29 protein-coding genes are annotated in these 23,958 nt (G+C 62.6%); 3 read left to right on the plus strand and 26 right to left on the minus strand.

What is annotated here, in order from left to right:
• The first annotated feature begins 125 nt into the window (after window positions 1-125).
• The gene (locus R2669_RS15645; protein ID WP_316901097.1) at window positions 126-1,181 is read left to right on the plus strand and encodes a hypothetical protein; all 1,056 of its coding nucleotides are present in this window, start codon (window positions 126-128) and stop codon (window positions 1,179-1,181) included.
• An 82-nt stretch (window positions 1,182-1,263) separates the two neighbouring features.
• Here R2669_RS15645 and R2669_RS15650 read toward each other — a convergent pair whose 3' ends face one another.
• The 5 genes from R2669_RS15650 to R2669_RS15670 all read right to left on the minus strand — a co-directional run bounded on the left by R2669_RS15650 (window position 1,264) and on the right by R2669_RS15670 (window position 5,894).
• Window positions 1,264-2,505, minus strand: coding sequence for an MFS transporter (locus R2669_RS15650; RefSeq protein WP_206274689.1), 1,242 nt, complete (start codon window positions 2,503-2,505; stop codon window positions 1,264-1,266).
• 739 nt (window positions 2,506-3,244) lie between these two features.
• On the minus strand, window positions 3,245-4,282 hold the full coding sequence (locus R2669_RS15655; protein WP_316901099.1) for an AI-2E family transporter: 1,038 nt from the start codon (window positions 4,280-4,282) through the stop codon (window positions 3,245-3,247).
• Entirely contained in the window at window positions 4,279-4,950 is a 672-nt protein-coding gene (locus R2669_RS15660) for a DUF1345 domain-containing protein (RefSeq protein ID WP_316901101.1), read from the minus strand. Before R2669_RS15660 ends, R2669_RS15655 begins: the two co-directional genes overlap by 4 nt.
• Before the next feature lie 88 nt (window positions 4,951-5,038).
• Entirely contained in the window at window positions 5,039-5,341 is a 303-nt protein-coding gene (locus tag R2669_RS15665) for a hypothetical protein (protein WP_316901477.1), read from the minus strand.
• A gap of 127 nt (window positions 5,342-5,468) precedes the next feature.
• A complete protein-coding gene (locus R2669_RS15670; RefSeq protein ID WP_147215468.1) occupies window positions 5,469-5,894 on the minus strand; it encodes a hypothetical protein in 426 nt (141 codons plus the stop codon).
• Window positions 5,895-6,315: 421 nt separating this feature from the next.
• On the opposite strand from R2669_RS15670, the gene R2669_RS15675 reads away from it, so the two are divergent.
• The gene (locus R2669_RS15675) at window positions 6,316-6,483 is read left to right on the plus strand and encodes a DUF6726 family protein (protein WP_175402352.1); all 168 of its coding nucleotides are present in this window, start codon (window positions 6,316-6,318) and stop codon (window positions 6,481-6,483) included.
• Between the two features lie 44 nt (window positions 6,484-6,527).
• On the opposite strand, the gene R2669_RS15680 is transcribed toward R2669_RS15675, so the two are convergent.
• The 20 genes from R2669_RS15680 to R2669_RS15775 form a co-directional block, all read right to left on the minus strand.
• On the minus strand, window positions 6,528-7,040 hold the full coding sequence (locus tag R2669_RS15680) for a hypothetical protein (protein WP_147215469.1): 513 nt from the start codon (window positions 7,038-7,040) through the stop codon (window positions 6,528-6,530).
• Window positions 7,040-7,603 carry a glycoside hydrolase family 19 protein gene (locus R2669_RS15685; protein ID WP_316901104.1) on the minus strand — a complete coding sequence of 188 codons (564 nt, stop codon included), beginning with the start codon at window positions 7,601-7,603 and terminating at the stop codon, window positions 7,040-7,042. Before R2669_RS15685 ends, R2669_RS15680 begins: the two co-directional genes overlap by 1 nt.
• Window positions 7,596-8,006, minus strand: a complete 411-nt coding sequence (locus tag R2669_RS15690; protein WP_186829296.1) for a hypothetical protein — start codon at window positions 8,004-8,006, stop codon at window positions 7,596-7,598. The genes R2669_RS15685 and R2669_RS15690 overlap by 8 nt, the downstream gene beginning before the upstream one ends.
• Window positions 8,007-8,068: 62 nt before the next feature.
• Window positions 8,069-8,644, minus strand: coding sequence for a DUF4376 domain-containing protein (locus R2669_RS15695; protein ID WP_316901107.1), 576 nt, complete (start codon window positions 8,642-8,644; stop codon window positions 8,069-8,071).
• A gap of 2 nt (window positions 8,645-8,646) precedes the next feature.
• Complete coding sequence (locus R2669_RS15700) at window positions 8,647-10,014, minus strand: hypothetical protein (RefSeq protein ID WP_316901109.1); 1,368 nt, start codon at window positions 10,012-10,014, stop codon at window positions 8,647-8,649.
• Between the two features lie 71 nt (window positions 10,015-10,085).
• Window positions 10,086-10,754 (minus strand): hypothetical protein, encoded by a 669-nt coding sequence (locus R2669_RS15705; protein ID WP_316901111.1) that lies wholly within the window; start codon window positions 10,752-10,754, stop codon window positions 10,086-10,088.
• Window positions 10,754-11,884, minus strand: coding sequence for a baseplate J/gp47 family protein (locus R2669_RS15710; protein ID WP_316901113.1), 1,131 nt, complete (start codon window positions 11,882-11,884; stop codon window positions 10,754-10,756). The genes R2669_RS15705 and R2669_RS15710 overlap by 1 nt, the downstream gene beginning before the upstream one ends.
• A gap of 1 nt (window position 11,885) precedes the next feature.
• Complete coding sequence (locus tag R2669_RS15715; RefSeq protein WP_147215481.1) at window positions 11,886-12,266, minus strand: phage tail protein; 381 nt, start codon at window positions 12,264-12,266, stop codon at window positions 11,886-11,888.
• Window positions 12,263-12,931 carry a phage baseplate assembly protein V gene (locus tag R2669_RS15720; protein ID WP_316901115.1) on the minus strand — a complete coding sequence of 223 codons (669 nt, stop codon included), beginning with the start codon at window positions 12,929-12,931 and terminating at the stop codon, window positions 12,263-12,265. The genes R2669_RS15715 and R2669_RS15720 overlap by 4 nt, the downstream gene beginning before the upstream one ends.
• Window positions 12,928-14,094 (minus strand): phage late control D family protein, encoded by a 1,167-nt coding sequence (locus R2669_RS15725; RefSeq protein ID WP_316901117.1) that lies wholly within the window; start codon window positions 14,092-14,094, stop codon window positions 12,928-12,930. Before R2669_RS15725 ends, R2669_RS15720 begins: the two co-directional genes overlap by 4 nt.
• Entirely contained in the window at window positions 14,069-15,031 is a 963-nt protein-coding gene (locus R2669_RS15730) for a LysM peptidoglycan-binding domain-containing protein (RefSeq protein ID WP_316901118.1), read from the minus strand. Before R2669_RS15730 ends, R2669_RS15725 begins: the two co-directional genes overlap by 26 nt.
• 6 nt (window positions 15,032-15,037) lie before the next feature.
• Window positions 15,038-16,924, minus strand: coding sequence for a phage tail tape measure protein (locus R2669_RS15735; protein ID WP_316901120.1), 1,887 nt, complete (start codon window positions 16,922-16,924; stop codon window positions 15,038-15,040).
• A 100-nt stretch (window positions 16,925-17,024) separates the two neighbouring features.
• Complete coding sequence (locus tag R2669_RS15740; protein ID WP_316901122.1) at window positions 17,025-17,429, minus strand: hypothetical protein; 405 nt, start codon at window positions 17,427-17,429, stop codon at window positions 17,025-17,027.
• On the minus strand, window positions 17,426-17,560 hold the full coding sequence (locus tag R2669_RS15745) for a hypothetical protein (protein ID WP_257878166.1): 135 nt from the start codon (window positions 17,558-17,560) through the stop codon (window positions 17,426-17,428). Before R2669_RS15745 ends, R2669_RS15740 begins: the two co-directional genes overlap by 4 nt.
• Window positions 17,561-17,592: 32 nt before the next feature.
• Window positions 17,593-17,952, minus strand: a complete 360-nt coding sequence (locus R2669_RS15750; protein WP_316901124.1) for a hypothetical protein — start codon at window positions 17,950-17,952, stop codon at window positions 17,593-17,595.
• Window positions 17,952-18,383, minus strand: coding sequence for a hypothetical protein (locus tag R2669_RS15755; protein WP_027679910.1), 432 nt, complete (start codon window positions 18,381-18,383; stop codon window positions 17,952-17,954). Before R2669_RS15755 ends, R2669_RS15750 begins: the two co-directional genes overlap by 1 nt.
• An 85-nt stretch (window positions 18,384-18,468) precedes the next feature.
• Complete coding sequence (locus R2669_RS15760; RefSeq protein ID WP_316901126.1) at window positions 18,469-20,001, minus strand: phage tail protein; 1,533 nt, start codon at window positions 19,999-20,001, stop codon at window positions 18,469-18,471.
• A 122-nt stretch (window positions 20,002-20,123) separates the two neighbouring features.
• A complete protein-coding gene (locus R2669_RS15765) occupies window positions 20,124-20,960 on the minus strand; it encodes a hypothetical protein (protein ID WP_316901129.1) in 837 nt (278 codons plus the stop codon).
• A 346-nt stretch (window positions 20,961-21,306) separates the two neighbouring features.
• Window positions 21,307-21,750, minus strand: a complete 444-nt coding sequence (locus R2669_RS15770) for a hypothetical protein (RefSeq protein WP_316901131.1) — start codon at window positions 21,748-21,750, stop codon at window positions 21,307-21,309.
• A 113-nt stretch (window positions 21,751-21,863) separates the two neighbouring features.
• Complete coding sequence (locus R2669_RS15775) at window positions 21,864-22,160, minus strand: hypothetical protein (RefSeq protein WP_316901132.1); 297 nt, start codon at window positions 22,158-22,160, stop codon at window positions 21,864-21,866.
• A 182-nt stretch (window positions 22,161-22,342) separates the two neighbouring features.
• Here R2669_RS15775 and R2669_RS15780 point away from each other — a divergent pair, with 182 nt between their 5' ends.
• A complete protein-coding gene (locus R2669_RS15780; RefSeq protein WP_186829297.1) occupies window positions 22,343-23,128 on the plus strand; it encodes a S24 family peptidase in 786 nt (261 codons plus the stop codon).
• Between the two features lie 272 nt (window positions 23,129-23,400).
• On the opposite strand, the gene R2669_RS15785 is transcribed toward R2669_RS15780, so the two are convergent.
• On the minus strand, window positions 23,401-23,949 hold the full coding sequence (locus R2669_RS15785) for a GNAT family N-acetyltransferase (RefSeq protein ID WP_261797131.1): 549 nt from the start codon (window positions 23,947-23,949) through the stop codon (window positions 23,401-23,403).
• Window positions 23,950-23,958 lie beyond the last annotated feature (9 nt).

Consider the following 23,958-nt stretch of genomic DNA (forward strand, 5'->3'; position numbering starts at 1 on the left):
CTGCATTAACAGGCGCCAGCCTGTTTGAGACAGTGCCCTCGCGCCCTGCCCATCGCTACGTGGCGATGGAGACCACCGCGCAAACCCGCTGACCCGCAGCACAACCTCAAGCCTGGAGTGCAACCATGCAATGGAATCGCGCCTTCACCGACCTCATCCGCAACGGCCGCGCAGCTTACTGGGGCAACTGGACGCTCGCCCCCACCATCAAACCCGGCGCCGTCGGCTTTGTGTCGCCCGACACCGGCGACTTCACGCCCGTCAAGCCGGAAACGCCGGGCGTGGCGATCAACACGCGCACCGTACCGAATCAATGGAAGCTGTCGACCAACAACGTCCACCGCACCGAAACCAACGTCAAGCTCGACGGCTCGGCCACCGATCCTGAAAGCGGCACGAAGATCAACGCAGGGGTGGAAGTGAAATGGGAGTTCTCGGCGGTCGGGTCGATCGCCTCGGAATTCGGCATTGCTTCGGAGTCGTACATCAGCGATCTCACGCAGCTCACCCGGCCCGAGACGATCAGGTGGCTCGCCGAGCAGGCGCAGTCCGTCAGCATGGGTTCGGGCGGGAACATCGCGCAGGGCTTCGGCGTGGTGACCAGCGTGATCCTGGCCAACAGCGGACTGAACGTGGGCTCGCAAGACAACAACTCGTCGTTCTCGATCACGGGCTCGGCGGGCGCTGTGCATGACATGCTCGGCAGCGCGACGGGCAAGGGCTCGTTCGTGTCGGTCAACCAGACCAAGAGCGTCGACCAGCATCTGTGGCCGTTCGAGCCCGGCAAGCAGGCGCCCGCGCCCATTCCGGTGGCCTACACCTTTGCGTCGTTCGACGGCAACCTGCTGATCCCGAACTGGATCACGCGCCTGGGCGGCTTCGAGATCTATTTCAACAACAAGCCGGGCTGCACCTACGTCACGCACATCAAGCTGCGTTTCAACACGCCGCAAGGCCCGCGCAGCGATGAGTTTTCGCTCAGCGGCGGCATCTCGAAAACGGTCGCGAACATCCCGCTCAACGCGAGCGACATCCAGGTCGACGTGAAATTCCAGGGCATTGTGAACAGCGACAACTATTCGTTCCGCTGGCCCAGCCCGCTCGGCCAATGGCTGACCGGCCGGCGCGAAATCGAGATGACCGGCGTGTGGCCGGGCCCGACCCACGCCGTCGAGAAGTAACGCCCAACAGCAGAAAGCAAAGCGGCGGATCGTCCGGGAGGGGACGTCCGCCGCGCTGCATCCGTGTGCGACGTGTGTCGCGTTACGCCGCCTGCTGGCGCTTGCGTTCGATATCCGGCAGGAACACCGTCAGCAAGCCGATGAGCGGCAGGAACGAGCACAGGTGATAGACGTTGTAGATGTCGGTTGCATCGGCCAGCTTGCCGAGCACCGCAGCGCCAATGCCGCCCAGCCCGAACGCAAACCCGAAGAACAGGCCCGACACCATCCCGACCTTGCCGGGAATCAGCTCCTGCGCATACACGAGAATGGCCGAGAACGCCGAGGCCAGCACCAGCCCGATGATCACCGTCAGCACAGCCGTCCAGAACAGGTTGGCGTACGGCAACAGCAACGTGAACGGCGCCACCCCGAGGATCGACACCCAGATCACGACCTTGCGGCCCACGCGATCCCCAATCGGACCACCCACGATCGTGCCCACCGCCACCGAGAACAGGAAGAGGAACAGGAACAGCTGCGACGTCTGCGCCGACAGGTGGAACTTGGTGATCAGAAAAAACGTGTAATAGCTGTTCAGGCTCGCCAGGTAAAAGTACTTCGAGAACAGCAGCACGACCAGCAGCGTCATCGCAAACGCGACCTGCCCGCCCGACAGCTTGACCGCTGCATGTGCGCGGCCACCTGCCTTGCGGCCATGGCCTGCAGCGCGTTCACGCTTGTACCAGCCGCCCACGTGATACAGCACGAAGATGGCGATCAGCGCAGCGATCGAGAACCACGCCAGGCTGTGCTGCCCATACGGCATGATGATGATTGCCGCGAGCAGCGGACCCATCGCGCTGCCCACATTGCCGCCCACCTGGAACAGCGACTGCGCCAGCCCATGACGACCGCCCGACGCCATACGCGCCACGCGCGACGATTCCGGATGGAAGATCGACGAGCCGGTGCCGACCAGCGCCGCCGCCAGCAGCACCGTGCCGAAGTTGGGCGCCACCGACAGCAGCAACAGCCCCACCAGCGTAAAGCCCATGCCCACCGCCAGCGAATACGGCTTCGGGTGTTTGTCGGTATAGAGCCCGACCATCGGCTGCAGCAGCGACGCGGTGATCTGATACGTGAGCGTGATCAGCCCGATCTGCGAAAAATCGAGATGGAAATTGCCCTTGAGCAGCGGATAGATCGCCAGGATCAACGACTGCATCATGTCGTTGAGGAAGTGCGCGAAGCTGATGGCGCCGATCACGCCAAAGCCGGTCTTGTCGGCCTGCGCGGCGGGCGTCGCCGATGCAGCGGCCGTGCCGTTTGCGGTGGTTTGCATGATGTTTGAGGTCACGAGGTTGAGGCGAGGAAGCGCTCAATCTTGCGCCTAAACGGTGCAGGCGTGTTACCGCAAATTCGACAACGATTAGCGCAAACCGGACAATTTATTGTCGGGGCAGAAGCGTCACCCCACGCCGCGCCGGTTTCGCCAAAACGTGGGGCATCTTCCCGCAAACCCTTACCCAGCTTGCCCTGGCAGGCAGCTAACGTGTTAGCCGTTTTCTCGCGCGGGGCTACTCCGTTCGGAGCATGGCCGCTCAGGAGACGCTTTCTATACTCGCCAGCATGGACTGCAGCACGACGCCAAAAACATCAATCAGGCGCCAGTGCCGACGGCCTGACGGAACCCGATGCGTGAGCCGCTTCACACGCCCGACGATCCGCAACCCGGACCGATGACCAGCATCGAGGATGCCGCACATCGGCCAACATGGGAGGGGAGCCATGATGATCCTGCTAACGGGAACGCTATGCCGCGCGATGGGAGACCTTTTCTATCAGGCCCTGCTCGACGACCGGGTCGTCTGCTGCTTCGTCACGTCCGAAGCCGTGGATGTCACCGGCAACGCCACGCGCCCGCCGCCCGCTTCGTCCCCGTGTACCGACCCTCGGCTCGCTGACGTCTCTCGGTCAGCGAGTTATTGCGCGCCCCTCGTCCCGTAGGGCGCGCTCTTTTCTGCCGATGCCGTCAGCGCGGGGGCGCTGGCGGGTCACCCCGCACATCAACGCGTAACGCGTCAGCCGATCAATTCGGCGTCCGTCAGCTCGCGCTTCATATAGGCGTACAGCACAGGCGCGGCAATCACGCCGCCCACGCCGAACAGCGCCTCCATCACGATCAGCGCGAGGATCAGCTCCCACGCGCGCGCATCGATGCGGCTGCCGATGATGCGCGCGTTCACGAAGTACTCCAGCTTGTGCACCACCACCAGGAAGATGAGCGACGCCACCGCCAGCTCCAATGAAGCGGTCACGCTCATCACCACGATGGCCGTGTTGGAGATGAGGTTGCCCGCCACAGGAATCAGCCCGGCCACAAAGGTCAGCAGGATCAGCGATTTGGAATACGGCACGTGCTGCCCGAACAGCGGCAGCGCGCCCAGCAGGTAGAGGGCGGCGAGCGCGGTGTTGAGCGCGGAGATCTTCACCTGCGCAAACACCACCGCCTCGAACGCATCCGTCAACCGGCTCAGCCTGCTCACCAATGCTGCAGCCAGCGGCTTGTGGTGCTCGGGGTCCAGCGTATCCGACCAGGCCACCATTGCACCAAGGATGAGCCCAACCAGCATCAACGCGCTGGCACGCAACCCGTCGATCCCGAGCGTCGATACCTGATGGCCGTGCTCCTTGATCATCTGCACCAGTTGCACACGCAGCTCGGTCACCGACTGCGGCACGTAATTGACCACCGCTGCCGGCAGCGATTCGCGCAGGTTGTCGAGCACGTCGGCAATGCGCGTGAGCATGCCTTCGAGCCCATGTCCGTGCTCGACCAAGCGGCCAATCCCGATGCCAAGTCCGGCAAGAATGAGCGCGGCGATCACAAACACGCAGATCACCGCAATCGCCTTTGCGCGCAGAGACAGCGTGCGGCGCTCACGCAGGCGTGCCTCGAGCTTGCGTGCCAACGCATACACAAGAAAGCCGGCAATGGCGGCCGGCAGCAAATGCAGCCACAACACGGCCGCGATCATGGCCGCCACCAGCACGTAGCTGACAGCATTGATGGTGCGGGTGTGTGCGTTGGGGGGAAGCTCGGGAGGCAGCATCGTCATGAAAACAGGCCGGCAGCAATGTTGATGGAGAGCGCGAGGATGCTCGTATTGAAGAAGAACGACAGCAGCGATTGCCCCAGCACCGCCCGCCGCATGGCGCCCGAACGGATGCTGACGTCAGCCGTCTGGCTGGCGACCGCGATCGTAAAGGAGAAGTACAGGAAATCCCAGTAATCAGGCTCGAGCTGCTCGTCGGGAAACCGCAGCGGCGGCTCGTGCGGCGCACGGTAATACAGATGCGCGTAGTGCACCGTGAACATCATCGGCACCATGAGCCACGCTCCGAGCACCGTGATGCCCGTAAACACATAGTGCGACGTCTGCGCATGGCCCGCCGACTTGGCTGTAGCCAGTTCAAACGCAATGGCTACCATGCTGGCCACCACGCCAAGGCAGACCACCGCCAGCACGGCAGAAGCGCGCTCGTCTTCACGGCGGGCAACGGCACGGATGCGGTGCGGATCGGCGCGCAACATCATCACCGTGATCAGCATCAGGTACGCCCACACGGCGATGTCCCAGCCGAGCAGCAGGCGCGCGAGCCAACCATGCGCCGGCACAATGGCGACCGCAACGGCGCCCAGCGCGAACGCAGACAGCAGACGCGGTCGCGTCGCGGCGAAGCGGGAAAGCTGGGAAATCTCGGAGGACTTGTCTTGCGGGTTCACATGCGCCTCAGGTGCGTGCCTCGGGAGTGTTCACACAAGGCCGGCAACGCCAGCCGAGAGGCGACATGGTAGCCGCTTCAGCGCCGCATCAGGACGGCGACAGCATGGAAGCAAACGAGCGCTTGCAGCGCTCCTGCAGACGCTCGTGCGTTGAGAGCTGCTCCGCGATGACGGTGGCGTCCGGATACACGCGGCACATGCCGATCATGGCGGTCTCGAGCGACCCCTGCGAGCCGGCCTGGAACTGGAATTGCTCCAGCACCGTGTCGTCGGCATCACGCACGGTGATCTGGAACGGGCCGGGGGTGACGGTCGCGCAGCCGGCCAGCATGGCGGCCGCGGCCAGCGTAAGGCATTGGAGGGAGCGGGTTGGACGACGGAAACGAATCATCATGGCTTCCTGGTTGCGATGAGAGTGAGACGCGGCGACGGCGGCTCGGTTCGCAATCATTGCGCTTTCCGGTGACGCAAATAAAAACGCCCGCTGTGTGCGGGCGTTCTTGCGGAAGAAACCGGGCTCAGGCCACGGCGCCTTCGGTGTACGGATCAAACTTGCTACCGGCCTTGGCGCCTTCGGTATAGGTGTCGAACTTGCCTGCGCGGGCCAGTGCACCTTCGGTGTACGGGTCGAACTTGCTGCCAGCCTTGGCGCCTTCGGTATAGGTATCGAACTTGCCGACGCGAGCCACGGCGCCTTCGGTGTACGGGTCAAACTTGCTGCCGGCCTTGGCACCTTGGGTGTACGGATCGAACTTGTCGCCGACCTTGGCGCCTTGCGTGTACGGGTCGAACTTGTCGCCAACCTTGGCGCCATCCGAATACACGTCGAAGCGTTGGCCGACTTGCGCGGCGCCTTGCGTGTACACGTCAAACTTGGCTGCTGCCAGGGCCGGCACACTTGCCAGGGCGATCAGGGCAGCGATCAGGGTGCGTTGGGCTTTCATGATGTCTTCTCCAGATGGGCGCAGCGCGTCGGGCAGGTGATCCGGGCGTTTCCTGGATCTTCTTTTTTCGCTGCGGCGCCGCATTCGATGAACCCATCGTAGGCGAGCCTGTTCAGACAATAAATGTCGCGACAGACAATTTATTGTTGCGATATGTGAAATTACGGGAAAACCCGCATCAACAGTGGCTTTGCGGCCTGCAGCAAGGGCTAGTGGGTTCGTTTGCGCAAATAAAGAATGTGACTTTTTCACCCAAAGTCAGCATTGTGCGGTCTTCGAACGTGTCGCATTGTTGCGTTCTGACGCATCGCATCATGGTTTTGGAACGCGCACAGATTGTCATTTCCCGATACAAACGCGCACAGGTTGGCGAAGGACTCTGTGTCACACTGCGCGGCATTCGCTTTCGAACTCACGCACGATGAAACGTCTTCTGCTCGCTGTGTCCCTGCTTGGTGCTGCCTGCATTTCCGGCTGCGGTGTGGTGGCCGCGCCGTGCCGTGTGGCATCGGCGGGCCTGAAGATGGTGCCGCTGGTCGGGCATGTGGCGGCCGCGCCGACCGACGCCTGCGCGGACATCATCGATTGATTGAGCCTGACCGGGCGCAGCAAGCTCGGTCTCTTCTCCATTCTCTATTGAGGCTTCGCGGCCTCCTCCTGCTGAGTCACCCAATCCTGCAAGTCTTTCAGTTGCCGGGCGTTGCTGTGGAAAGCTTCGGCCTCGCGCTCGTGCTGGGCTTCAACGTCAGAGAGGACAACGCCACTGGCGGCTTCATCAAGGAGGCCGGCGGCGGTGGGAAGCTCGGCGCGGTTGGCGGAGTTCCACATGCCGACAAAACGGCCTGGGATGCGGCAAGCAGCGTCGTCGTGCACAACGATTTCATGGGGTACCTCACGGTCTCGGTAAAGGATGCGGTCTCGGAAGACGGTCTGGATGCGCGTCTGAGCTTGAGCGGCCTGATCAATCACCTGGGCGCTGACGTTGGCCTGGCGCGTTTCGGTTTGCGCTGCGGCCACCTTGGCTTGCAACGCGTGGGATCGCTCGGCCCGAAGCCGATGCAGATCGCCAGCCCCATAGCCGAGGCCAAAGGTGAGCACCAGCGCCAGGAAGGCGCCGGCCCAGAAGCGCGGGTCGAGCAGGCTCATCACGTAGTCCCTCCAGTCAGCACAGCGCGAGCGCGCAACCACAGCGCGCGCCGATCATCCAGGCCATTCGTGCCGCCATTGATACGGCGCGTCAGCTGCACAAATGCGGCGTCGGTGTCCTGATCTGCAAAGCGGTTGAGCCCGTTGGTCAGCCAGAACCACGCGGCCGATGCCGTGGCGTGCGCGGGCGTCTCGAGCAGCTCGGGCTGCGCTTCCAGGTCGAGGCCCAACGCGATGCCGCAGGCACGGTAGTTGGCGCGTCCGGTGATCTGAATGAGGCCGCGCCCGAGATAGCGCTTGCCGTCGCCGGGTTGCGTGTTGCCGAGATCGGAGCGCCCTTCATAGCCGCGCTGCGCAGGTGTCGGCCCCCACAGTTCGCGCACGTAACGCAGTTGTCCCGATTCGTGCCCGACCTGGGCGAGGAACGCGGCGATGCGTGCGGGCGTGTTGATCTGTCGGAAGAGCAACACGTCTGCCAGGATGGGGGCGAACACATCGGCGCGCCCGCCGGCGTTGGGCATGACGACGCGCAGTTGCGCCGCGGTCAGAAGCGGTTCAGCCATGGTTTGCCTTATGCAGGGATTCGCGCACGTCGTCGACGACCTCGGCGAGGTCGGCATCGCGCCGCTTGTTGATGAAGTTGAAGACCCAGCGCACAAACGCCCAGCCGGGCAGACCGCAGACGAAATAGACGCCGCCGAGCGCCATGGCGCCGTTGGCCGAGCCGATCCAATGCGCCACTCCGAAGTACTGGATGACGGTGGCGCCGCCGCCGAGGCTGGCGATGACGGTCGAGATCAGCGCAACCGCCCACTCGCCGCGAGCGCGCGGCAACGTCATGACCATGACGACGATGGTGGCGAGCACAGTCGCAGCACCGGCCACGGCTGCGAACCCGCCAAGCGCCTTGAAGGCCGCCGCACCGGCAACCCCCGCTGCGGCGGTGCTGGTAATGGGTTCTGACATGGTGTCTCCCGGAAATGAAAAAGCCCGCGCAAAGGCGGGCTGTGTTGCTGAGATGGATGTGCTTACCAGTCGATGGCCTGCACCTCTGCAATGCTGGTTGCAGCGTTGATCCTTGCGATCAGGTCGGCGTACTTCTGCTGCGCAGCGACGCGGTGAGCCAGCCAGTCCGCGTTGACCTGCTGGACTTGTGCGGCGGTGTGATCAGTCAACGACCAACCTTCTTCATCGCTGGACCACAGCGGTGTAGACCAACTCGGGGACTGACCTTCGGCACCGAGCGCCGCATTGAGGAAATTGCGCTGATCAGCATCCTGTGACGGGTACGTGCGAGCACTACCCAATGCCGAAGAAATGAAACCAGCTACCAACGCGGTTTCACAAGCGATGCGCATCTTCTCGATTTGCGCAGACTTAAGCGTTGCAAATCGTTCCGCCTTTCTTGCCCGATTTTCGACCCATCGACCATCCGTCCATTCCATAGTTGGATCAAAAGGCAGTGGCTCGCCGCCGCGCTTCAGGAATTCAAGATACTCCCGCCAGACCGGGTTATCACGGTCGTTGGGCACGGCATCCCCACGTGCGTAGACTCCATTTACCAAGAGCCCAAGCAAGGGCATTTCCATGTAAATGCTTTCCATGATTATGCAATCCTATATGAAGTGAACGCCATTCCGTTGCTACCGGGAGTAATCGTGACAGTTCCTTGCCCGGCGGGAGTACTACCGTTGTTCTTAAGCCCAAACCGCACGGTTGCTGTTCCGCTTGTAATCCGCAAGACCAACGGAGACTGGTCGTAGGACATCGCACCCGACTGTTGAATGTTGATGGATGTGCAGGTACCGCTCCCAGACACGAATTCTCCGAACGCCGTCATGAAGTAAGAGCCTGCAGCGTTTGAGAGCGTCCAACCAGTGTTGTAGGGGAAGATCAAATACACGCCCTTAGATTTGGAGATGTTTGGGGTGTATAGGGCGTTTGCTGTTCCTCCCTGAACAGCGGTAGCGAAATCGAAACCATTGCCCAAATCGAAGCTTGGCGCTTTGCTGGCACTCACCCAACCACCCACACCATCCGACACAAACTGCACCGCCTCGCCCGGATTGAGCGTGAGGCTGTTTGCGCTGCTGCCTTGGCCGAACGCCAGCGTATCGGTGCCATTGCGCGTGACGGTCGTCGAACCGCTCGCCTGCATGTACGTCACGCAGATGCTCGTGCCGTTGGGGCAGTTCGATGCGGGGGGCAGCGTGACGGTCTGGCCAGTGGCCGTGACGTTCACCAGTGCGCCGAGCGCCGCCGTGCTGAGCGTGCTCGATATGGCGACGTTCTGAATGCTGGAATATCGCTCACCAATGGCCGCAAGAAAGCCGCCCGTCGGTGCCGTTGGCGCGTTCGGATACGGGACGATGCTGGCGTTGGTGATCGTGCTCTGGCCGTTGGCCACCGTGACAACCGCCAGGCCAACATAGCCGGCCGTCACCGCAGGCGTCGTCTGCGTGCCGGTGGCTGCGGCGGTGCCGGCCACGAGCTGCAACGACACTTGCCCCGCCCGCGTGGTCGGTTGCGCATTGCCACTGCCGCCCGGCCCGTTGAACGCTTGCGACGGATTCGCGCTGTTGTAGTACGGCAGCACGACGTTGTTGACGTCGCTCTCAAGATAGGCCGCCTGGATGAGGTAGTTCTGGCTATAGCCCGACGTGGCCGGCGCCGAGAGGACGAAGGACTGCGCGTCCATCAGGATGCCCTGCTTCAGGAGGCTGTGCGCAGCATCTTGCGGCAGCGCGCTGTACGGCGTGCCGTCCACATTGGCAAGCTGATAGATTTGCCCGGGGTTGACGGTCACGCTCATCGATGTGGGCGTGGTGGGCACGCAGCCCAGACCCGAGATGACGGTGGATGTGCCGAACAGATCGGCGCAGAGCTTTGCCAGCGCGATCATGGTCTGCCGGTTCGTGTTCAGCAGGTCCGTGGTTTGCGGCACCTGGCCGCTGTAGACAATCTGACGATCCAAGACTGTTCTCCAAAAGAAAAAACCCGGCGTAGTGCCGGGCTGTCGGTGGTTGGGAAAGCGTATGTGCGCACCTAGGAGCTGATGCGCGTCCAGATGATCGAGGCCGCGGGCCGCACCGATTCGATGGCGGCGTAGATGTCAGCGTCGGACACGGTGTTGCTGCTCATCGACGCGTCAACGTATTCGCCCTGCGACGGCGCGCTGTAGCCGGTGGTGACGATGCTGTAGCCGGCCACGTTGGGGATGCCGCTGCCTAGCGGCCGATACGCCTGCACAAAGGCCTGATACGTGAGCGAGACCTGCCCGTACGCACCCGCCATGCCGTAGCCGCTGTTCGGCGCATCGTAAGCGCCGCAGTCTGCGGGTCGGCTCGGTTCGATGATGGTCGGCGCGCGCCCGGTCAGATCGGTCAGCACGCGGATGATCGCGTTGCGCGTGCCGCGTTCACGAAACAGGTTGGCGACGATGTTGGCGCGAAACGATGCGTCGGACTGCCCGGCCCTGCGCTTGGTCGACAGGCCGAAGAAATCCGCCGCAATCATGTCGAGCCAGCCATCAGAGGCGCTCAGGATGCGCGTCTGCCGCTTCGCATAGGCATACAGGGTGTAGACGTAGGCACCGCTGTAAGCCAGGCCCTGCAGCAGCCCGTTGATGATCGGCGACTGCGCGGCGTCGCCAAACCAGCGCGGCAGATACCCGCGGATGCGCGCGAAGATGTCTTGTTGGTCACCGGTTGCCATTACGTCACCATGATCGAGTTGGCCGTGGTTTTGATGACCTGCAGGCTCGTGGCCGGCAGGTCTGCCGTGCTGCCGTTGAGCAGCGTATTCGTGACGTTGGTGACGGCCGGCGACGCGTCATACGCCACCTGCGCCAGTCGTGAATACGTCAACGCCGCACCCAACGGCAGGCTGTTGATGTAGTTCAGCAGCGCCGCCTGCACCTGCGCCGTGATCGCCTGGTGCGTGTAGCCTGCGGCGGTTGTAATGCTCATGGAGACCGTCGCGTTCACGACGACGGGCCCATACACATAGAACGTGCTGGTCACCGGCCGCACGGCATCCACGGCGTTGCTCACGCTGGCGAGCAACGTAGACGTGGGCGCCCCCGTGCCGTCATCCACGATCACGATGAAAGTCCCGTTCTGCGGCAACCCGGCATAGGTCTGGTTTTCCAGGATCACGTACGTCAACCCCTGCTTGACGCTGGCGATGGCCGAGCCGATGGCCGTTTTCGTGGCTTTTGACAGGCTCGCTACGTAAGCAATGAAGCGCGAACGGAACGCGGTGTCAGGCTCAGCATCCGCCCCATTCACGAACGTCGCTGCATTGCTGACGGTGTCCACTCCGGAGATCGCGCCGACGATCGTCGACACCGCCCCCGCCACCGCATTGCCCGCCGCACCGGGCGTCACAGCTTGCACCGGCACATTTACACTCGCCGTACCGGCTGCAATCACATAGCCGCCCAGCGTGGCGCTGTAGGCAGGGTTGGTCGTATCGACCACCACGTTGAACTGCTGCGTGCCGTCGCCCGTCTGTACCACAGCCGTGAGCGGCACCACCACTTGCTGCGTGACCGTGAAGCGCGAGAACGTGACACTTCCCGTGGCCGGCACCGCGGCCAGGCGTGTCAAACCGAAATCGGCCATCCACGTATCGAGATCGGAACCGCTTGAGGTTGCCGCCCGGGTGATTGCCAGCACCTGCAGGATCAACCCTTGCAGCCATACCGTGACCGCTGCGTTGGCCTCAACGACGGCGCGCAGCACCGATCCGACGGTCAGGTCGACCAGCACCTTGGCGTAGCCCTGGATGGCGGCCACTTGGTTGCGCACGAGCGTCACCCAGTCTTGCGTCTGAATGGACATATCACTTGCTCACATTGAATTGAAGAGACACCGGCTCACGCGTGACTGCGCTGCTGTACAGAATGCGCACACTCACACCGCCAGCGATGGCCGTGACGTCAACCCGCGGCTCTGGGTCCTGCGCCACCCCGGCTTCCTGCAGAATTTGCGAGCGGATCAAGCCGCGCAGCGCCGGCACGTCGAGCGTCTCGCCGATCTTCTGCGGCAGGCCTGCGCCGTAGTCGGTGTGGAAGATGTAGTCACCCGGATTGGTGACTAGGCGCCGCACGATGCGCTGCTGCGTCCGCAGGTCTGCACTGGCGAGACCAAGGTCGCCGGTGGGCGACACAGCGATGTCATCGCCCACCCAGTGGTTCACATCGCTCAGAAGTTGTTGCGTCATGCCACGCTCCCTGTATTGCCGGACCCGGGCTGCACCCCGGTATGGCGATGCGTGTCGTCGATGCGATGGCCATTCGCCGACACCTGGCCGCTGAACTGCGTATTGCCGCTGATGCTCATCGAGTTGCCCGTGCCGTTGTTGCCCGAGACGGCCATGCCCGCCTGACCCGTGATGGTTTGCGTGACCAACAGCGCACCGTCGATCTGCACAGGCCCCGTGTGGTTCCACTGCGGCGCCTGGCTGACGAGCGTGCCCGAACTGATGAGCGTGACCGTGCCGTCGTTGTGGAACTGCAGCCTGGAACCCGATGCATGTGTCAGGAAGAACTCGCCAGACTGCGCACCTGTAGGCCGCGCCAGGTCGCTGAACAGGCGTGCACAGATGACGCCGTTCTCGATGTCGCCGCCCACGAACTGCACCTCCACCTGATCGCCCGGGCTGACCGGCGCATCGATGCCCCAGCCATTGCCGACCCAGGCAGTGGCAACGGGCATCCAGCCGGTCAGCGAGCGCGCTGGGTCGGCGGGGTCTTCAGGTTGGAGGCGTACGCGCGCAGAGGCCGTCCCCGGGTCGTAGCTAGTGACGATGCCCATGCGGTTCTCTGCGCGATTCGACTGCGCCATCATCGCGGCGAGCACCATCTGGTTGCGAAGCTGTTGGATCATTGGCTCGTGTCCTTGTTGATGTTCTTGGCCGACACCTCCATCACATAGCCATCGGTCAGGCTCATGGTGCGTGTGACGCTGTCGATGAGGTAGTCCTGATCGAAGTTCGTGCCGGTGCCGGTCAGGCGGAGCATGTCATTGGTCGTCAGAAGATGGTCTGCGGGTAGGCGGGCGCGCAGCTTCATTTCGTGCTGTGCGACTTCGTCGTACTTCTGCCTGGCCAGGCGCTTGACTCCGGCTTGGTCGAGCCCGTTGCGCTCGACCGTGTGGGTCGGCTTTTGACCTTTGCCACCGCCAGGCGCGTTGCTGTAGCGGGCCGTGAACTTCTTGCCTTGCTTCGCATTCCAGGAACGCGCCTCCACCGTCACGCCCTTGGCAACCGTCAGATCACGCAACAATTGCAAGCTCGACACGTTGGCGGCCGGGTTACCTTTCTCCCCGATCGTCCATCGCAACTCGTAGGGCAGCGCGGGCCCTTGCAAGCGAGGCCCGAAGTAGAGCGTCTTGCCACTCACCGCGCAGAGGAAGTCCTCCTCACGCGCCAACGCGGCCAGAAGGTCCCACTCCGTGCGTTGCGCCGTCAGGCTGACGTTGTCGTGCGCGTAAGACTTGCCGATCGGCCGCTTCGTCTCCGGGCCGATGGCCTGCAAGCCGTGTGCGGCCGCCAGTTTTTCAGCCACTTTCGATGCCGTCATGTTCTGAAACTGCAACGTCACCTTTTCATCGATAAACAGCGCAGTCAGATCGCGGCCGCTCAGCGTGAGTTGAGCCGAAACCGGATCCAGTTCGACGGTGTCGACACGGCCATAGATGAGGCTTTCAAGGTTGGCCTCGTCGTACTGCACGGGGTTCAACGGAAAGCCGGCGAAGATCTCGACCAGCAATTCAGGCTGACCGGAAAACCAGTTCGCATCGCGATCTGGCGGCAAGGCAGCTGTTGCGAACGTGACCTGGAACGTATCCGCCTGCTCGTACGAATTGCTCAGGACCGACCAGCTCACACACGCGGCGACACGTTCGCCGCCCACTTTGACGATGGTGCGGGGCTGCCGCACATCGGGTATCACGGGTAGCTTGTTCAGGCTCATAAGAAAAAAGCCCCGCGTTGCGGGGCTGTCTGTTGATGAAAGCGGCTCGCTAGGGTTTTGGCAAGCCGCCGGCACGGTCCTTGTTGGGTGGCACGATCAGGTTTTTCACACCTTGCACAAGCGGGTCCCACATGAGATCCGGGTTCGCCTTTGCCAGGCTCGTCCACGCCATCGCGTCGTTGTATTCCTTGGCCGCCATCTTCATGAGATCGCCACCAACCGTCACCACATGCTTGGCGCTCTTGTAAACGGACTCGATGTTCTTCTGCATGCGGCCGGCAACACGGTCAAGCTGAACCAGCACCGGCAGGTTCAATGCCGACGTCATCTGGCCAGCCAGCTTTTCCACCTGTTGCGATACCGGGTTATTCGGCAGGATGCCGCCCAGCGTCGTCACCTTTGTCAGCGTGGTATTGGCTGACGCGATCAGCGCTTGAGCACGATCACGCACCGCTGTCACTTGCTGCAGAACGTTGCTGAGTGTTGACTGCGCTGCGTTGGCAAAACTCGCAACGGTATCGATCGCCGCGTTGGCCGAATCAATCAGGCCAGACAACGTGCCGTCGCCAATCGCGCTACCCATGTCCGTCACGGCCGCGGCATCGCTCTTGATCTGGCCATCGATGCTCTGGTCTGCATCACTGCCTGCAAGTTTCGACAGATCGCTCGCCACTTCGCAGGTGATCTTGTATGGGATCTTGTAGGCGCGCTGAAAATCCGCACGAAAGTCACGGATGACAACGGCGTAGTAGATTTCGGACCACTGCAGCAACAACGATGCGCCGCGTTCGCGCAGATCGTCCAACTGCCGCGCGCGCGCCAACGCATCCTTGCCGAGCAGCCACCCGGACCATTCGACGGGGCCGCAGAACGCTCCCATCGAATCGATCACGCGCGTGCCGCCCACCAGGTCGTGCATGGCGAGTTTCTGCGTCCCGCCGAAGGGGATGCTTTCAGGGACTTCCAGATCCTTGAACTGGAAGTCTCCGAGTTTAAGAGCGAAGTCGGGCATGGTCGATCAGAGTCCGGATGGCATGAGGTTCATGCCGGTATTGAAGTTGCTGGAGCCAGTCTGCGGCCGCGCCAGTTGGCCTTCGATCTGCTTCCAGACCACCTGGGCGACCGTACGGCCATCCATGGTCACATCGCCTTTGAGGTAGACGAGCTTGGGCTCGGCGACCTTCACGGCGGTGCTGGGCGCGCTCGCGCCATGGCTGGAGTCCGGCTTGGTGGCTGGCAATTTCTTGCCAGCGTCTCCGTGAAGTACGTCATACAGAAACGTGCCCAGCGTCGCACCCTTGACCCCGCTGACGCGTTCCATCAATGGGCTGATGACGTTGTCGTTGACGTAGCCACCGAGCTTGTAGCCGCCGTATGCCGCACTGATAAGGCCGCTACCCCGCCCCAGCACTCCCAGCGCCTTCGACGCAAGCGGCGATTCCATCAGCGTTCCTGCAGCGCTCAGCAGACCGCGGCCCAGTCCACCCCCAGCGCGAAGCACAGACAGGCCAGCCCGCCCCACGCCAGCTCCCAGGCGAACCGCGCTGCTGGCTACCGATTTCGCAATACGCGCCACGCCGCGTGCGAAACCACCGCTGCCCTTCACACCGCCGCCCGGCACAGGCACCGACAGCGTGGAGATGACCTTGTGCAGAAAAGCGAGTCCCGTGGCGAACGCCATGATCGCCTTCGTTGTGCCCGGAAACTCCTGTGCAAGGTGTGTGATGCGCTCAATCAGGCCATTGAACTTCTCCAACCCTGAAATCGCCAACGGCAAAACATGTTCGCCAAGCGCGATATTGAGGTTCGTCTTCTTGGCCTCGTAGTCCTTCAGCTTGCCTTCCAGCCCTTCGTTGTTTTTCTCGTAGAGCTTTGCTGCGCCAGGTCCTTTTCCGGCATTCGCGAGGTACAACCCGGCCCACTCCTTGTCACGCTGAAGCTGCTCCAGGATGTTCTTCTCGTCCTTCATGCCGAGCAGGTTGCCCAACTTCGTGTTGAGCGCATCTCCGCTGTATCCGCTCTTCTGCAGCGCCGGCACGATCACACTCGTCACGTACTGAAGCGGATTCTCGGTGAAGGCCCGCGCGTCCGCTATGCCGGTTACATCCACACCGGTGATGTGCCCTGCCGTGTCGCGATGCACGGCCTTCGGGTCCAGCAGCTTGACGCGTTCAAGCTCATGCGCGACCGTGGCAGGCATATTCCCTGCCACCCAGCCTTGGAGCGCCGACATGGCGTCAACGCCAGCCTTGGAGCCGCCATTGGCTTGCATGAACTGCTTCAGCCCAAACACCGCGGCCTCTGACGGCTTCAGCGCGCCGGAGAGCTTGCCGCCTTGCATGGCCTCCAGGTAGTCCTTGGGCAGCACGCCACCGCCGCTCGCCAGCGCCGTATTGACGAGCATATTGAAGGTCTCTTCCACCTTCTTCGTATCGATCTTGCCGTCTCTGCCGATCACGCCGTCGCGCATCTGCGCGACCTTCAGCGCAGTCAGCGCCATGCTGTCGAGTTGCGCGCCGTCCTTGACGCCGGTTGCCGAGCCAAAGGCTGTCCGCGCCTGGGCCAGCAGTTTCGTCACGTCCTGCGCCTGGGTCGAACTCTGCAGAATGGTCTGTGCTCCACCAAACAGCTGTCCGACATCCGTGAGCGACATGCCCTTGATGTCGAGCCCTTTGAGGAACTTCTCGTTCGCCGCCGCAGCGCCGGCGTCAAAACGGCTGATCCGTTCAAGTACTGCGTGGTACTTCGAAGCAGCATCCGCTTGCTTGTCCCACATGTGGGCGGCTTCGTTGCCGGCCTTGAACAGGCCGCTGCCGAACTCGGTCAGCTTCTTGACCCTCTCCAGACGGGTCTCCAACTTCTCCGCACTCTTGTTGACGGATTCGAACTGCGCGGCGATCGCCAACAACCCGCGCGACACGTTGTCCACCAACGCAATCTGTATCCCGATCTTGTAAGCATCGAGGCTCATAGGAATCCTTGTTCGTCTGTTGAGGCCACCGATCTCACGTGTGCGCGCTTGCGGTGGAAGCCAATGGGCGGCCCTCCAGCACCGCCGTCACCGCATCGCCCACACTCCTTAGCAACGCGTCGGCCTGCGCGTCTGCCACCGCACCGAGGAAAGGGTGCGGTGGCGTCTGCGCACTGCCTAGCTCCAGGACGACAGCCTGGTTGGCGTTGGAGCCAATGGCCGCCTCCAACCCCTTGACCTCTCGGCCGATGGAATCGCGCAGTGCATTCACCAGCGCCGCATCCGTGAGGCCGGCGGCCACCGCGCTTTCCGCCGCCTTGGCACTGGCTGCCAACTCCAGTGCCGCAGCGGCCGCGTCCAGCCCCTGCGACAACGCTTGCGGCACGCGCGCCTCCAACTCGGTCAGGCGACGCGCCATCTCTGCTAACGAAAGGTTCATTCGCGCTCCTTGAAAGACATCGTCTTCAGGTCGAACTGCGCGCCATGGAATTCGCTGCATTTGATCGCCATCGCCTGCCGCATGGTGTCGTCCAGCGAAAACGCCACGTCGAACGGAACACCGTTATGCACGAGCCACATCGCCTCGTGAAACGGGCCGTTCGTCAGGAGTTTTTTAGCTCGGACTCCGACGTGGCAACGTTGATGAAGCTGGCCGCCACACCGCGCTGCGCGGCTTCGTTGCCCTCTTCGCCCAGGCGTTGATACAGCGCACGCAACTGGGCTTCCGAGGCTGGCGTCGGCATCGGTTCACCGTCGATGGCGCAGACAAACTTCAGATGCGCGACCTCGGCCAGGTACAGCATGTTCAGCTCGCTGCCGCCCGCGGCCTTGGCAAAGTCGAGGTTCGCCAGCGGGCTCGGTTTGCGCAGCGTGATCTTGCGGCCGAGTGCATCGTCAACCACCAGCTCTTTCGCGGCGGCCTTGATGATCTGTTCGGAGGGAGTGATGGTCACGTTGGTCATCAGGACACCTTGATGCGGCGCGAAGCCACGAAGTTGACGGACTGCTTGATGGTGGCGTCACCGGCGCGGTTGCCCGCATCCGCCAGCGTCATCAGCACACCGTCATAGCGGAACTGCGACACCGAGCCGTTGGCCTCCTGGATCGTTTCGTAGATCTGCGCGGGCGCTTCGTTCAGGCCCGCGTAGTAGCCCGCTTCGAGCTGCGCAAAATAGTTGTCGAGCGTCGCGTCCTGGCGCTCCACGTCGAACGAACCCGACCAGCCGTCGAAGAAGCGCACATGGTCGGTGATGCCGTCCAGACGTTTGACGCGCACGTCGGTTACGTCCTGCTTGCTCTTGAATGCGGTGATCTTGTTCGGTTGCAGCGTGCCGCTTGCAGTCTGGATCACCAGCGTGTAGTCGCGACCGACGGAGTAGCCTTGAATCGGCATAACGTTCTCCAAAAGAAACGCCCCACGTCGTGCGGGGCGGGAAGATTGATTGATATGCGAGGAGGGGACGCGCTTGACGCGCGTATTACTGATTTGCCGTCGACGTGCGGATCACCGTGGCCTGCGAGCCTTCCACGTTCACCAGGAACTTCTCGATGACCGACAGGTAGACCACCTTCACGTCAGCCTGCATGTAGCCCAGCGCAACGCGGTTCATCGGATTGTTGTTGGCATCGATCTGCACCGAGAACGCCGGGCCGCCATTGACCGCGCCGATCATCCCCTGCTGCTCCATCGAGCTGAGGAAGTTCGACAGCGTGGCCGCGGCCTGCGCGCGCACCGTGGCGGACTGCAGCTGGCCGACGTACTTGCCCATGCCCGCGTTGATCGTGCTGGCGATGTAGTTGGTCATGCGCGTGTAGTTGTCGCCCTGCGTGAGCGCGTTCGAGCTGGTGTTGTGCCCCGCACGGCAACCGAAGTACGCACCGCCCGGCACCGGATTCGTCACGACATCGATGCCGGCCTGGATCAGTGCCTGCAATTCGGCCGAGCTGTAGTTCTGGTTGGCGAACGTCTTCTGCGTGCCCACCACGCCGTAGATCTGCTTGTTGAGGCTGCTGTTCTGCGGCGACAGGTTGGCAAGCAAGCCCGCAACAAAGCCTTGCGGCGACACCAGGCGCGTCACACCGTTGACGGTATCGAGCCAATACACCCAGTCGCCAAACAACAGCTTGAAGGCGTACGAATCGATGCCGGCGGTGCTCTTGGCCGTGACAGCGTTGGCGATGGTGTCGCCGCTCGGGCCCGTGCCGATCATGTAGATGCCTTCAGACAGGCCGAACGCCACCTGGGTGGGCCAGGTCGTTGCGTCGGTGCAGTCGGCGAGCATGGCAATCGACACGCCCTGGTTGCGCAGCGCGTACATGCCCTTGCGCGGCACGGTGTCCTGACCGAGCAGCACGGCGCCGGTGATGGTGGCCGCGCCATCCGTACCGCCCGCCAGTTGCAGCGTGGCGGCCGTCGGTGCGGTGGTGCTGGCGCCTGCGGTGGCAGTGATGATTTGCGACGCGCCGCGCATCACGCTCACGCCGTTGTTGATGGCGTTGGCAATTGCGATCCACAACGCATTGCCGGTCTGACCTGCACCGATGTTGTCGAACACTTCGGGCGCCAGCGTCGGAGCGGCCACGGTCACCTTCCACGTGTTGGCGGCCGAACCTGCCGCCAGCGCCACCGTGACGGTGTTGCCGAGCGAACCCGTGTACTTGGCAGTGAAGGTCACGCCGTTCGTCTGCGCGACCACCGTGGCGGCGGTGTCGGTGCCGTCGGTCACGCGCACGCAGCGGAAGTTGTTGGCGCCCTGCTGAACCGCCACGGCCACGGCCGTGCCCATATCGTAGGTGCGGTTCTGGATTGCGCCGAACGTCTGCGCGTACATGGCCATGTTGCCGATCAGCGTCGGCGAGTTGACGGGGCCCCAGGTGGCCGTGCCCACCACGCCGAGCACGTTGGTGGGAACGCCGTTGAGCAGGGTGACCTGCGGCGGAACAATCTGGACGTACAGGTCCGGAACGATGAGTGCAGTGGTATTGATGCTGCCCTGCTGGACGATCGGCATGCGTGCCTCCGAGTGAGAAAAGCAAAAGGCCGCGCAAAGGCGGCCGGACATAAAAAAAGCCGCCCTAGTCGAAACGGGCGGCACGGTTGGTTGACTTCGACTGCTATACGGCCACGGCTGCGCTACTGCACGAGTGTTCGAACAGGAAACTGCCCGTCCATCGCCGCGCCGGCGTTCACGTTCTCTACACCCGTCGCAATCTGATACGCCGTATCGGTCACGATGGTCGCGTACTCGACGGCATAGCGCAGGTCACGCCGGTAAATGCCATTGGCCGGATCGTCGTGTTGATGACCGCGCTTATAGCGAAGCGCGGCACTCTGGTCCGGCAACGTCAATCGCACGATGCCCGAGAGCACTGCATCGACCTTGCCCGCGATGAGGTCGCGAGGCGCCGCGCCATTCGCCCACGTCGAGATCAGGAACGTGCGTTCTTGCCGGCGCGTCTCGCGCTGTACCGTGCCGATGCCACCCACGCGCGGCGAGATGTATGTCGCGTTCGGAATGGTGATCGACGAGCCAGCAGCCGTTGCCGGGCGGTCAACAGCCACCAGCGCAGCCAGCGCTGTCGCAATGCTGGCCGGTGTGTCGCTCGCCTGCACGGCGTAGGCATATGCGCGGCCGTCCACCAACAGCACAACGTTCTGCGGCGTGCTGACGGTGCCGTTCACCATGACGGTCTGTGCGGTCACGCTCAAGGCCAGCGTGTTCGCCGGCGGTGTGGCGACGGTCCAATCCGAGAACGCAGTGTTGGCGTGACGTTGATGACTCGTGATCGGAAAGATCGACACATGCGCCTTGTTGGCTTGCAGGTCGGTCTTCAGTTGCGTCATGTTGGGCCAGCCGCTGTAGACCACCACCGGATTGGCCGTGATCGACGGCTGGCTGGCGCCGTTCGGATAAACCACGCCGGTGACCAGCGTGACGACTGCATTGGAAACGTCGGAGAGATCTGCCATAAGACAAGCGCCTTCATCGATGCGCGCTGCGATGCGTGATCGATCGAGTGAGTTGTATCCAGGATTGAGACAGCCGCGAACCGTTCGTCACCGTGTAGCGACATCGAGGCATGTATTGCGTGGGAATACGTCAGAGAGCGAAGCCGAGAAACAAAAAAGCCCGCTGCGTGGCGGGCTTTGTTTCGCGATGTCTGCGCTTCGTCTGGGTAAATCAATGCACCCCAGTGGGGTGCATGTCTCGGTCTGAACCGGTTACGCCGCGAGGGCAATCGAACATCTGGGAAACAGAATACGAAGGGGATATAAACCGTGCAAGTGGGCCGAAGAGAAAATTCCGAAAAAATTTTCAGGCGGCCAGCGGAGCGGCCGTCACAGTGACGGCAGCGGCCGCTGCACGCACGGCCTTCGTCATCTGCACGCGAGCAACTTCCGAATCGATGACGTGCGACATGATCGACTGCGCCTTCGCAAGCCGCACCTTCCAGTGCTTGAGCGTATGCGGCGACGCGCCGTACTTGCGCACGAGAATGCGGCACACCATCTCTGCCGGCATGCGGTGCACGTAGTGATATTGCAGCAGCCGCTTGGCTACGGGGTCGGCAATTTTCTGCCACGCTTGCTCGACCAGCCAGCCGTCATTCACGTCGATGCTGACGATGGCTTGCGGCGCGCCGCATTCTGCATCGCGCATGGCAACGGCCAAGCGTGCCCACGATGCGCAGTACTGCGGTTGCCAGCTCGGGTCGCGCACGACGCGACTCCAGTTCTCCAGACGGTCTTCGATGCCCATGTCCCTTGTCCTCGTATGTTCGTGGCTTGTTGCCGATATCGGGTTGCGTCACCGTCTCTCGCGCTGTCGCCGCACTTACGGAGGACAGTTTGAGAACGCGATGACGCATGCGTCTATTGGAAAACGGGCACCTGCTCAGGCACGGCGCGCACCGCACGCACCGACTGCACCCAGCGGCCTGTGACGCCGCATTTGCGTTCCTCATCCAGCTCCAACCGCTTGGCGGCAATCAATTCGCTGCGGCGCGCAGAGACGCTGGATTTCTCAATGCGCAACGCCTGTGCGATTTCGGCAATCGTGGCGGTGCCGCTGCGGGCGACGTAGTCGGCGATACGGTCGCACTGCAGCTTGGCCGTGGACGTGGCGCGGTTACGTCGAAAAGCATCCATCGAAGTTTGGGGGACGGTCATGGGAAGAGGCTCCAGTCGGCGCGGCGTGGCGCGCGGATTGAACAAGATTCGGTTCGACCGAGGCCGCCTGCAGTGAGCAGAGGCGGGAAGCAGGTCGTGCAGAGAAGTTTAGATTGTTCTAAACTGTTGCGTCAAGACACTTCTAATACACAAATTAGAAATTTCTTGCTCTAATGCGACCCATGGACATCTACGACAACCGCCGCCAGTGGCTGACCTACTGGATCCAGACCCTCGTCAACGGAGACCGCTCGGCGTTCGAGCGTCTGTATGGGTATTCGCGCTCGCAGGTCGCGCAGTTCCTCTCGCGCAGCTACCAGGACGGCCGCAGCATCGGCGACATTGCCGCCCGCCGTCTTGAGAAGAAGCTGGGGTTTGCCGACCGGGTGATGGACACACCGTTCTCCGACGCGGCCGCGCAGGCTGCCGGCGGCAGCGCGGGCGATCTGGTCCGCACAAGCGCAGGCGCGTCGGCGCACAGCAAGGGCTTTCCCGCGCGCCCCATCACCACGTACAACAGCCTGGACGAACTGCCGAGCGAGACGACCATTCTCATCACGCATGTCGACGTGGCGCTTTCCGCGGGCAACGGCCGGGAAACCTGGCATGTTGAAGAGAAAGAACCGCTGCCGTTCCAGGCCGATTACGTCCGCAGGCTGGACGCCAGCCCCAAGCACCTCGTGGCGGTGAAAGTGCAGGGCGACAGTATGGAGCCGCGCCTGTTCGATGACGACACGGTGGTCGTCGACAAGGCGGACCGGCGCATCCCCACGGGCGGCGGCGTGTTTGCCCTCGTGTATTGCGGCGAGATGCTGGTGAAGCGGTTGTTCCGCCTGCCCGACGGCTCGATCCGGGTGGTGAGCGACAACAAGGAGAAGCACGATCCGTTCATCGTGACACCAGACCAGCTGGAACACATCGACATCGTTGGCCGCGTCAAATACCGGTCGGGCATGGGCGATTTTTGAGCGCTTGCACGCGCCCGCCTCTCAACATGCAAACCCGCTTCGGCGGGTTTTTTCGTATCCGAAGGCGTATTTCTAAACACTTAAGGTAGACATTTCTTGACAAAATGTTAGAAATATCTAAAATAGCGGGACGAAAACGATCTGATCGCCCTGCGCTGAGCCAACCTAACGCAATCTGAATGACTGAAACCCAAACACTCGACCGTATTCTTGAAGCGACCCGCAGGGCATGGGGCCTGCCGGCCGTGCGACGCGGCGGCCCTTCCTTCGCCTCACAGGGCCCGCTGCATCAGCAGACAATCCAGCCAGCGGCCAAACTTGTAGCCCACGGCCTCCAGCACGCCCACCTCCCGAAACCCGCAGCGCGCGTGCAGCTTGGCTGAGCCTGGGTTTTCGCGACCACCACCCACCACGGCCACCATCTGCTTGAAACCGCGCGCCTGGCATTCGCGGATCAGCGCCGCCAGCAGCAACGTCCCGACGCCACGTCCTTGAGCGGCGGCGTCAAGGTAGATGGAGTCTTCTACCGTGTGGCGATACGCGGGCCGCGCGCGATGCGGGCCGGCATACGCGTAACCGAGCAGCACGCCGCCAGCTTCTGCCACCACGTAAGGCATGCCGGCATCCTGCAATGCGTGAAAGCGGCGCGTCATCTCGGCCAGATCGGGGGCATCGATTTCAAAGCTGGCGGTGCCAGTTCGCACGTGATGTGCGTAGATGCCGACGATGGTCGGCAGGTCCGCCACGGTCGCCGCACGAATGGCGACAGCACCGGATTCGTGCACGGGAGCGGAAGCGTCGATGGGCATTGCAGAAGACATGGCGGCAGG

It is taken from the genome of Ralstonia edaphi, assembly GCF_958350185.1.
GTDB lineage: Bacteria > Pseudomonadota > Gammaproteobacteria > Burkholderiales > Burkholderiaceae > Ralstonia > Ralstonia edaphi.

What these genes read in the sequence shown, in the direction of transcription:
- R2669_RS15775 (WP_316901132.1), bottom strand. Translation starts at nt 22,160, where the DNA reads ATGACCGTCCCCCAAACTTCGATGGATGCTTTTCGACGTAACCGCGCC.
- R2669_RS15695 (WP_316901107.1), bottom strand. Translation starts at nt 8,644, where the DNA reads ATGGAAAGCATTTACATGGAAATGCCCTTGCTTGGGCTCTTGGTAAAT.
- R2669_RS15730 (WP_316901118.1), bottom strand. Translation starts at nt 15,031, where the DNA reads ATGCCCGACTTCGCTCTTAAACTCGGAGACTTCCAGTTCAAGGATCTG.
- R2669_RS15685 (WP_316901104.1), bottom strand. Translation starts at nt 7,603, where the DNA reads ATGGCTGAACCGCTTCTGACCGCGGCGCAACTGCGCGTCGTCATGCCC.
- R2669_RS15655 (WP_316901099.1), bottom strand. Translation starts at nt 4,282, where the DNA reads ATGACGATGCTGCCTCCCGAGCTTCCCCCCAACGCACACACCCGCACC.
- R2669_RS15785 (WP_261797131.1), bottom strand. Translation starts at nt 23,949, where the DNA reads ATGTCTTCTGCAATGCCCATCGACGCTTCCGCTCCCGTGCACGAATCC.
- R2669_RS15720 (WP_316901115.1), bottom strand. Translation starts at nt 12,931, where the DNA reads ATGATCCAACAGCTTCGCAACCAGATGGTGCTCGCCGCGATGATGGCG.
- R2669_RS15755 (WP_027679910.1), bottom strand. Translation starts at nt 18,383, where the DNA reads ATGCCGATTCAAGGCTACTCCGTCGGTCGCGACTACACGCTGGTGATC.
- R2669_RS15740 (WP_316901122.1), bottom strand. Translation starts at nt 17,429, where the DNA reads ATGAACCTTTCGTTAGCAGAGATGGCGCGTCGCCTGACCGAGTTGGAG.
- R2669_RS15675 (WP_175402352.1), top strand. Translation starts at nt 6,316, where the DNA reads ATGAAACGTCTTCTGCTCGCTGTGTCCCTGCTTGGTGCTGCCTGCATT.
- R2669_RS15710 (WP_316901113.1), bottom strand. Translation starts at nt 11,884, where the DNA reads ATGTCCATTCAGACGCAAGACTGGGTGACGCTCGTGCGCAACCAAGTG.
- R2669_RS15750 (WP_316901124.1), bottom strand. Translation starts at nt 17,952, where the DNA reads ATGACCAACGTGACCATCACTCCCTCCGAACAGATCATCAAGGCCGCC.
- R2669_RS15705 (WP_316901111.1), bottom strand. Translation starts at nt 10,754, where the DNA reads ATGGCAACCGGTGACCAACAAGACATCTTCGCGCGCATCCGCGGGTAT.
- R2669_RS15765 (WP_316901129.1), bottom strand. Translation starts at nt 20,960, where the DNA reads ATGGCAGATCTCTCCGACGTTTCCAATGCAGTCGTCACGCTGGTCACC.
- R2669_RS15690 (WP_186829296.1), bottom strand. Translation starts at nt 8,006, where the DNA reads ATGTCAGAACCCATTACCAGCACCGCCGCAGCGGGGGTTGCCGGTGCG.
- R2669_RS15670 (WP_147215468.1), bottom strand. Translation starts at nt 5,894, where the DNA reads ATGAAAGCCCAACGCACCCTGATCGCTGCCCTGATCGCCCTGGCAAGT.
- R2669_RS15650 (WP_206274689.1), bottom strand. Translation starts at nt 2,505, where the DNA reads ATGCAAACCACCGCAAACGGCACGGCCGCTGCATCGGCGACGCCCGCC.
- R2669_RS15760 (WP_316901126.1), bottom strand. Translation starts at nt 20,001, where the DNA reads ATGCCGATCGTCCAGCAGGGCAGCATCAATACCACTGCACTCATCGTT.
- R2669_RS15770 (WP_316901131.1), bottom strand. Translation starts at nt 21,750, where the DNA reads ATGGGCATCGAAGACCGTCTGGAGAACTGGAGTCGCGTCGTGCGCGAC.
- R2669_RS15715 (WP_147215481.1), bottom strand. Translation starts at nt 12,266, where the DNA reads ATGACGCAACAACTTCTGAGCGATGTGAACCACTGGGTGGGCGATGAC.
- R2669_RS15665 (WP_316901477.1), bottom strand. Translation starts at nt 5,341, where the DNA reads ATGATTCGTTTCCGTCGTCCAACCCGCTCCCTCCAATGCCTTACGCTG.
- R2669_RS15780 (WP_186829297.1), top strand. Translation starts at nt 22,343, where the DNA reads ATGGACATCTACGACAACCGCCGCCAGTGGCTGACCTACTGGATCCAG.
- R2669_RS15645 (WP_316901097.1), top strand. Translation starts at nt 126, where the DNA reads ATGCAATGGAATCGCGCCTTCACCGACCTCATCCGCAACGGCCGCGCA.
- R2669_RS15680 (WP_147215469.1), bottom strand. Translation starts at nt 7,040, where the DNA reads ATGAGCCTGCTCGACCCGCGCTTCTGGGCCGGCGCCTTCCTGGCGCTG.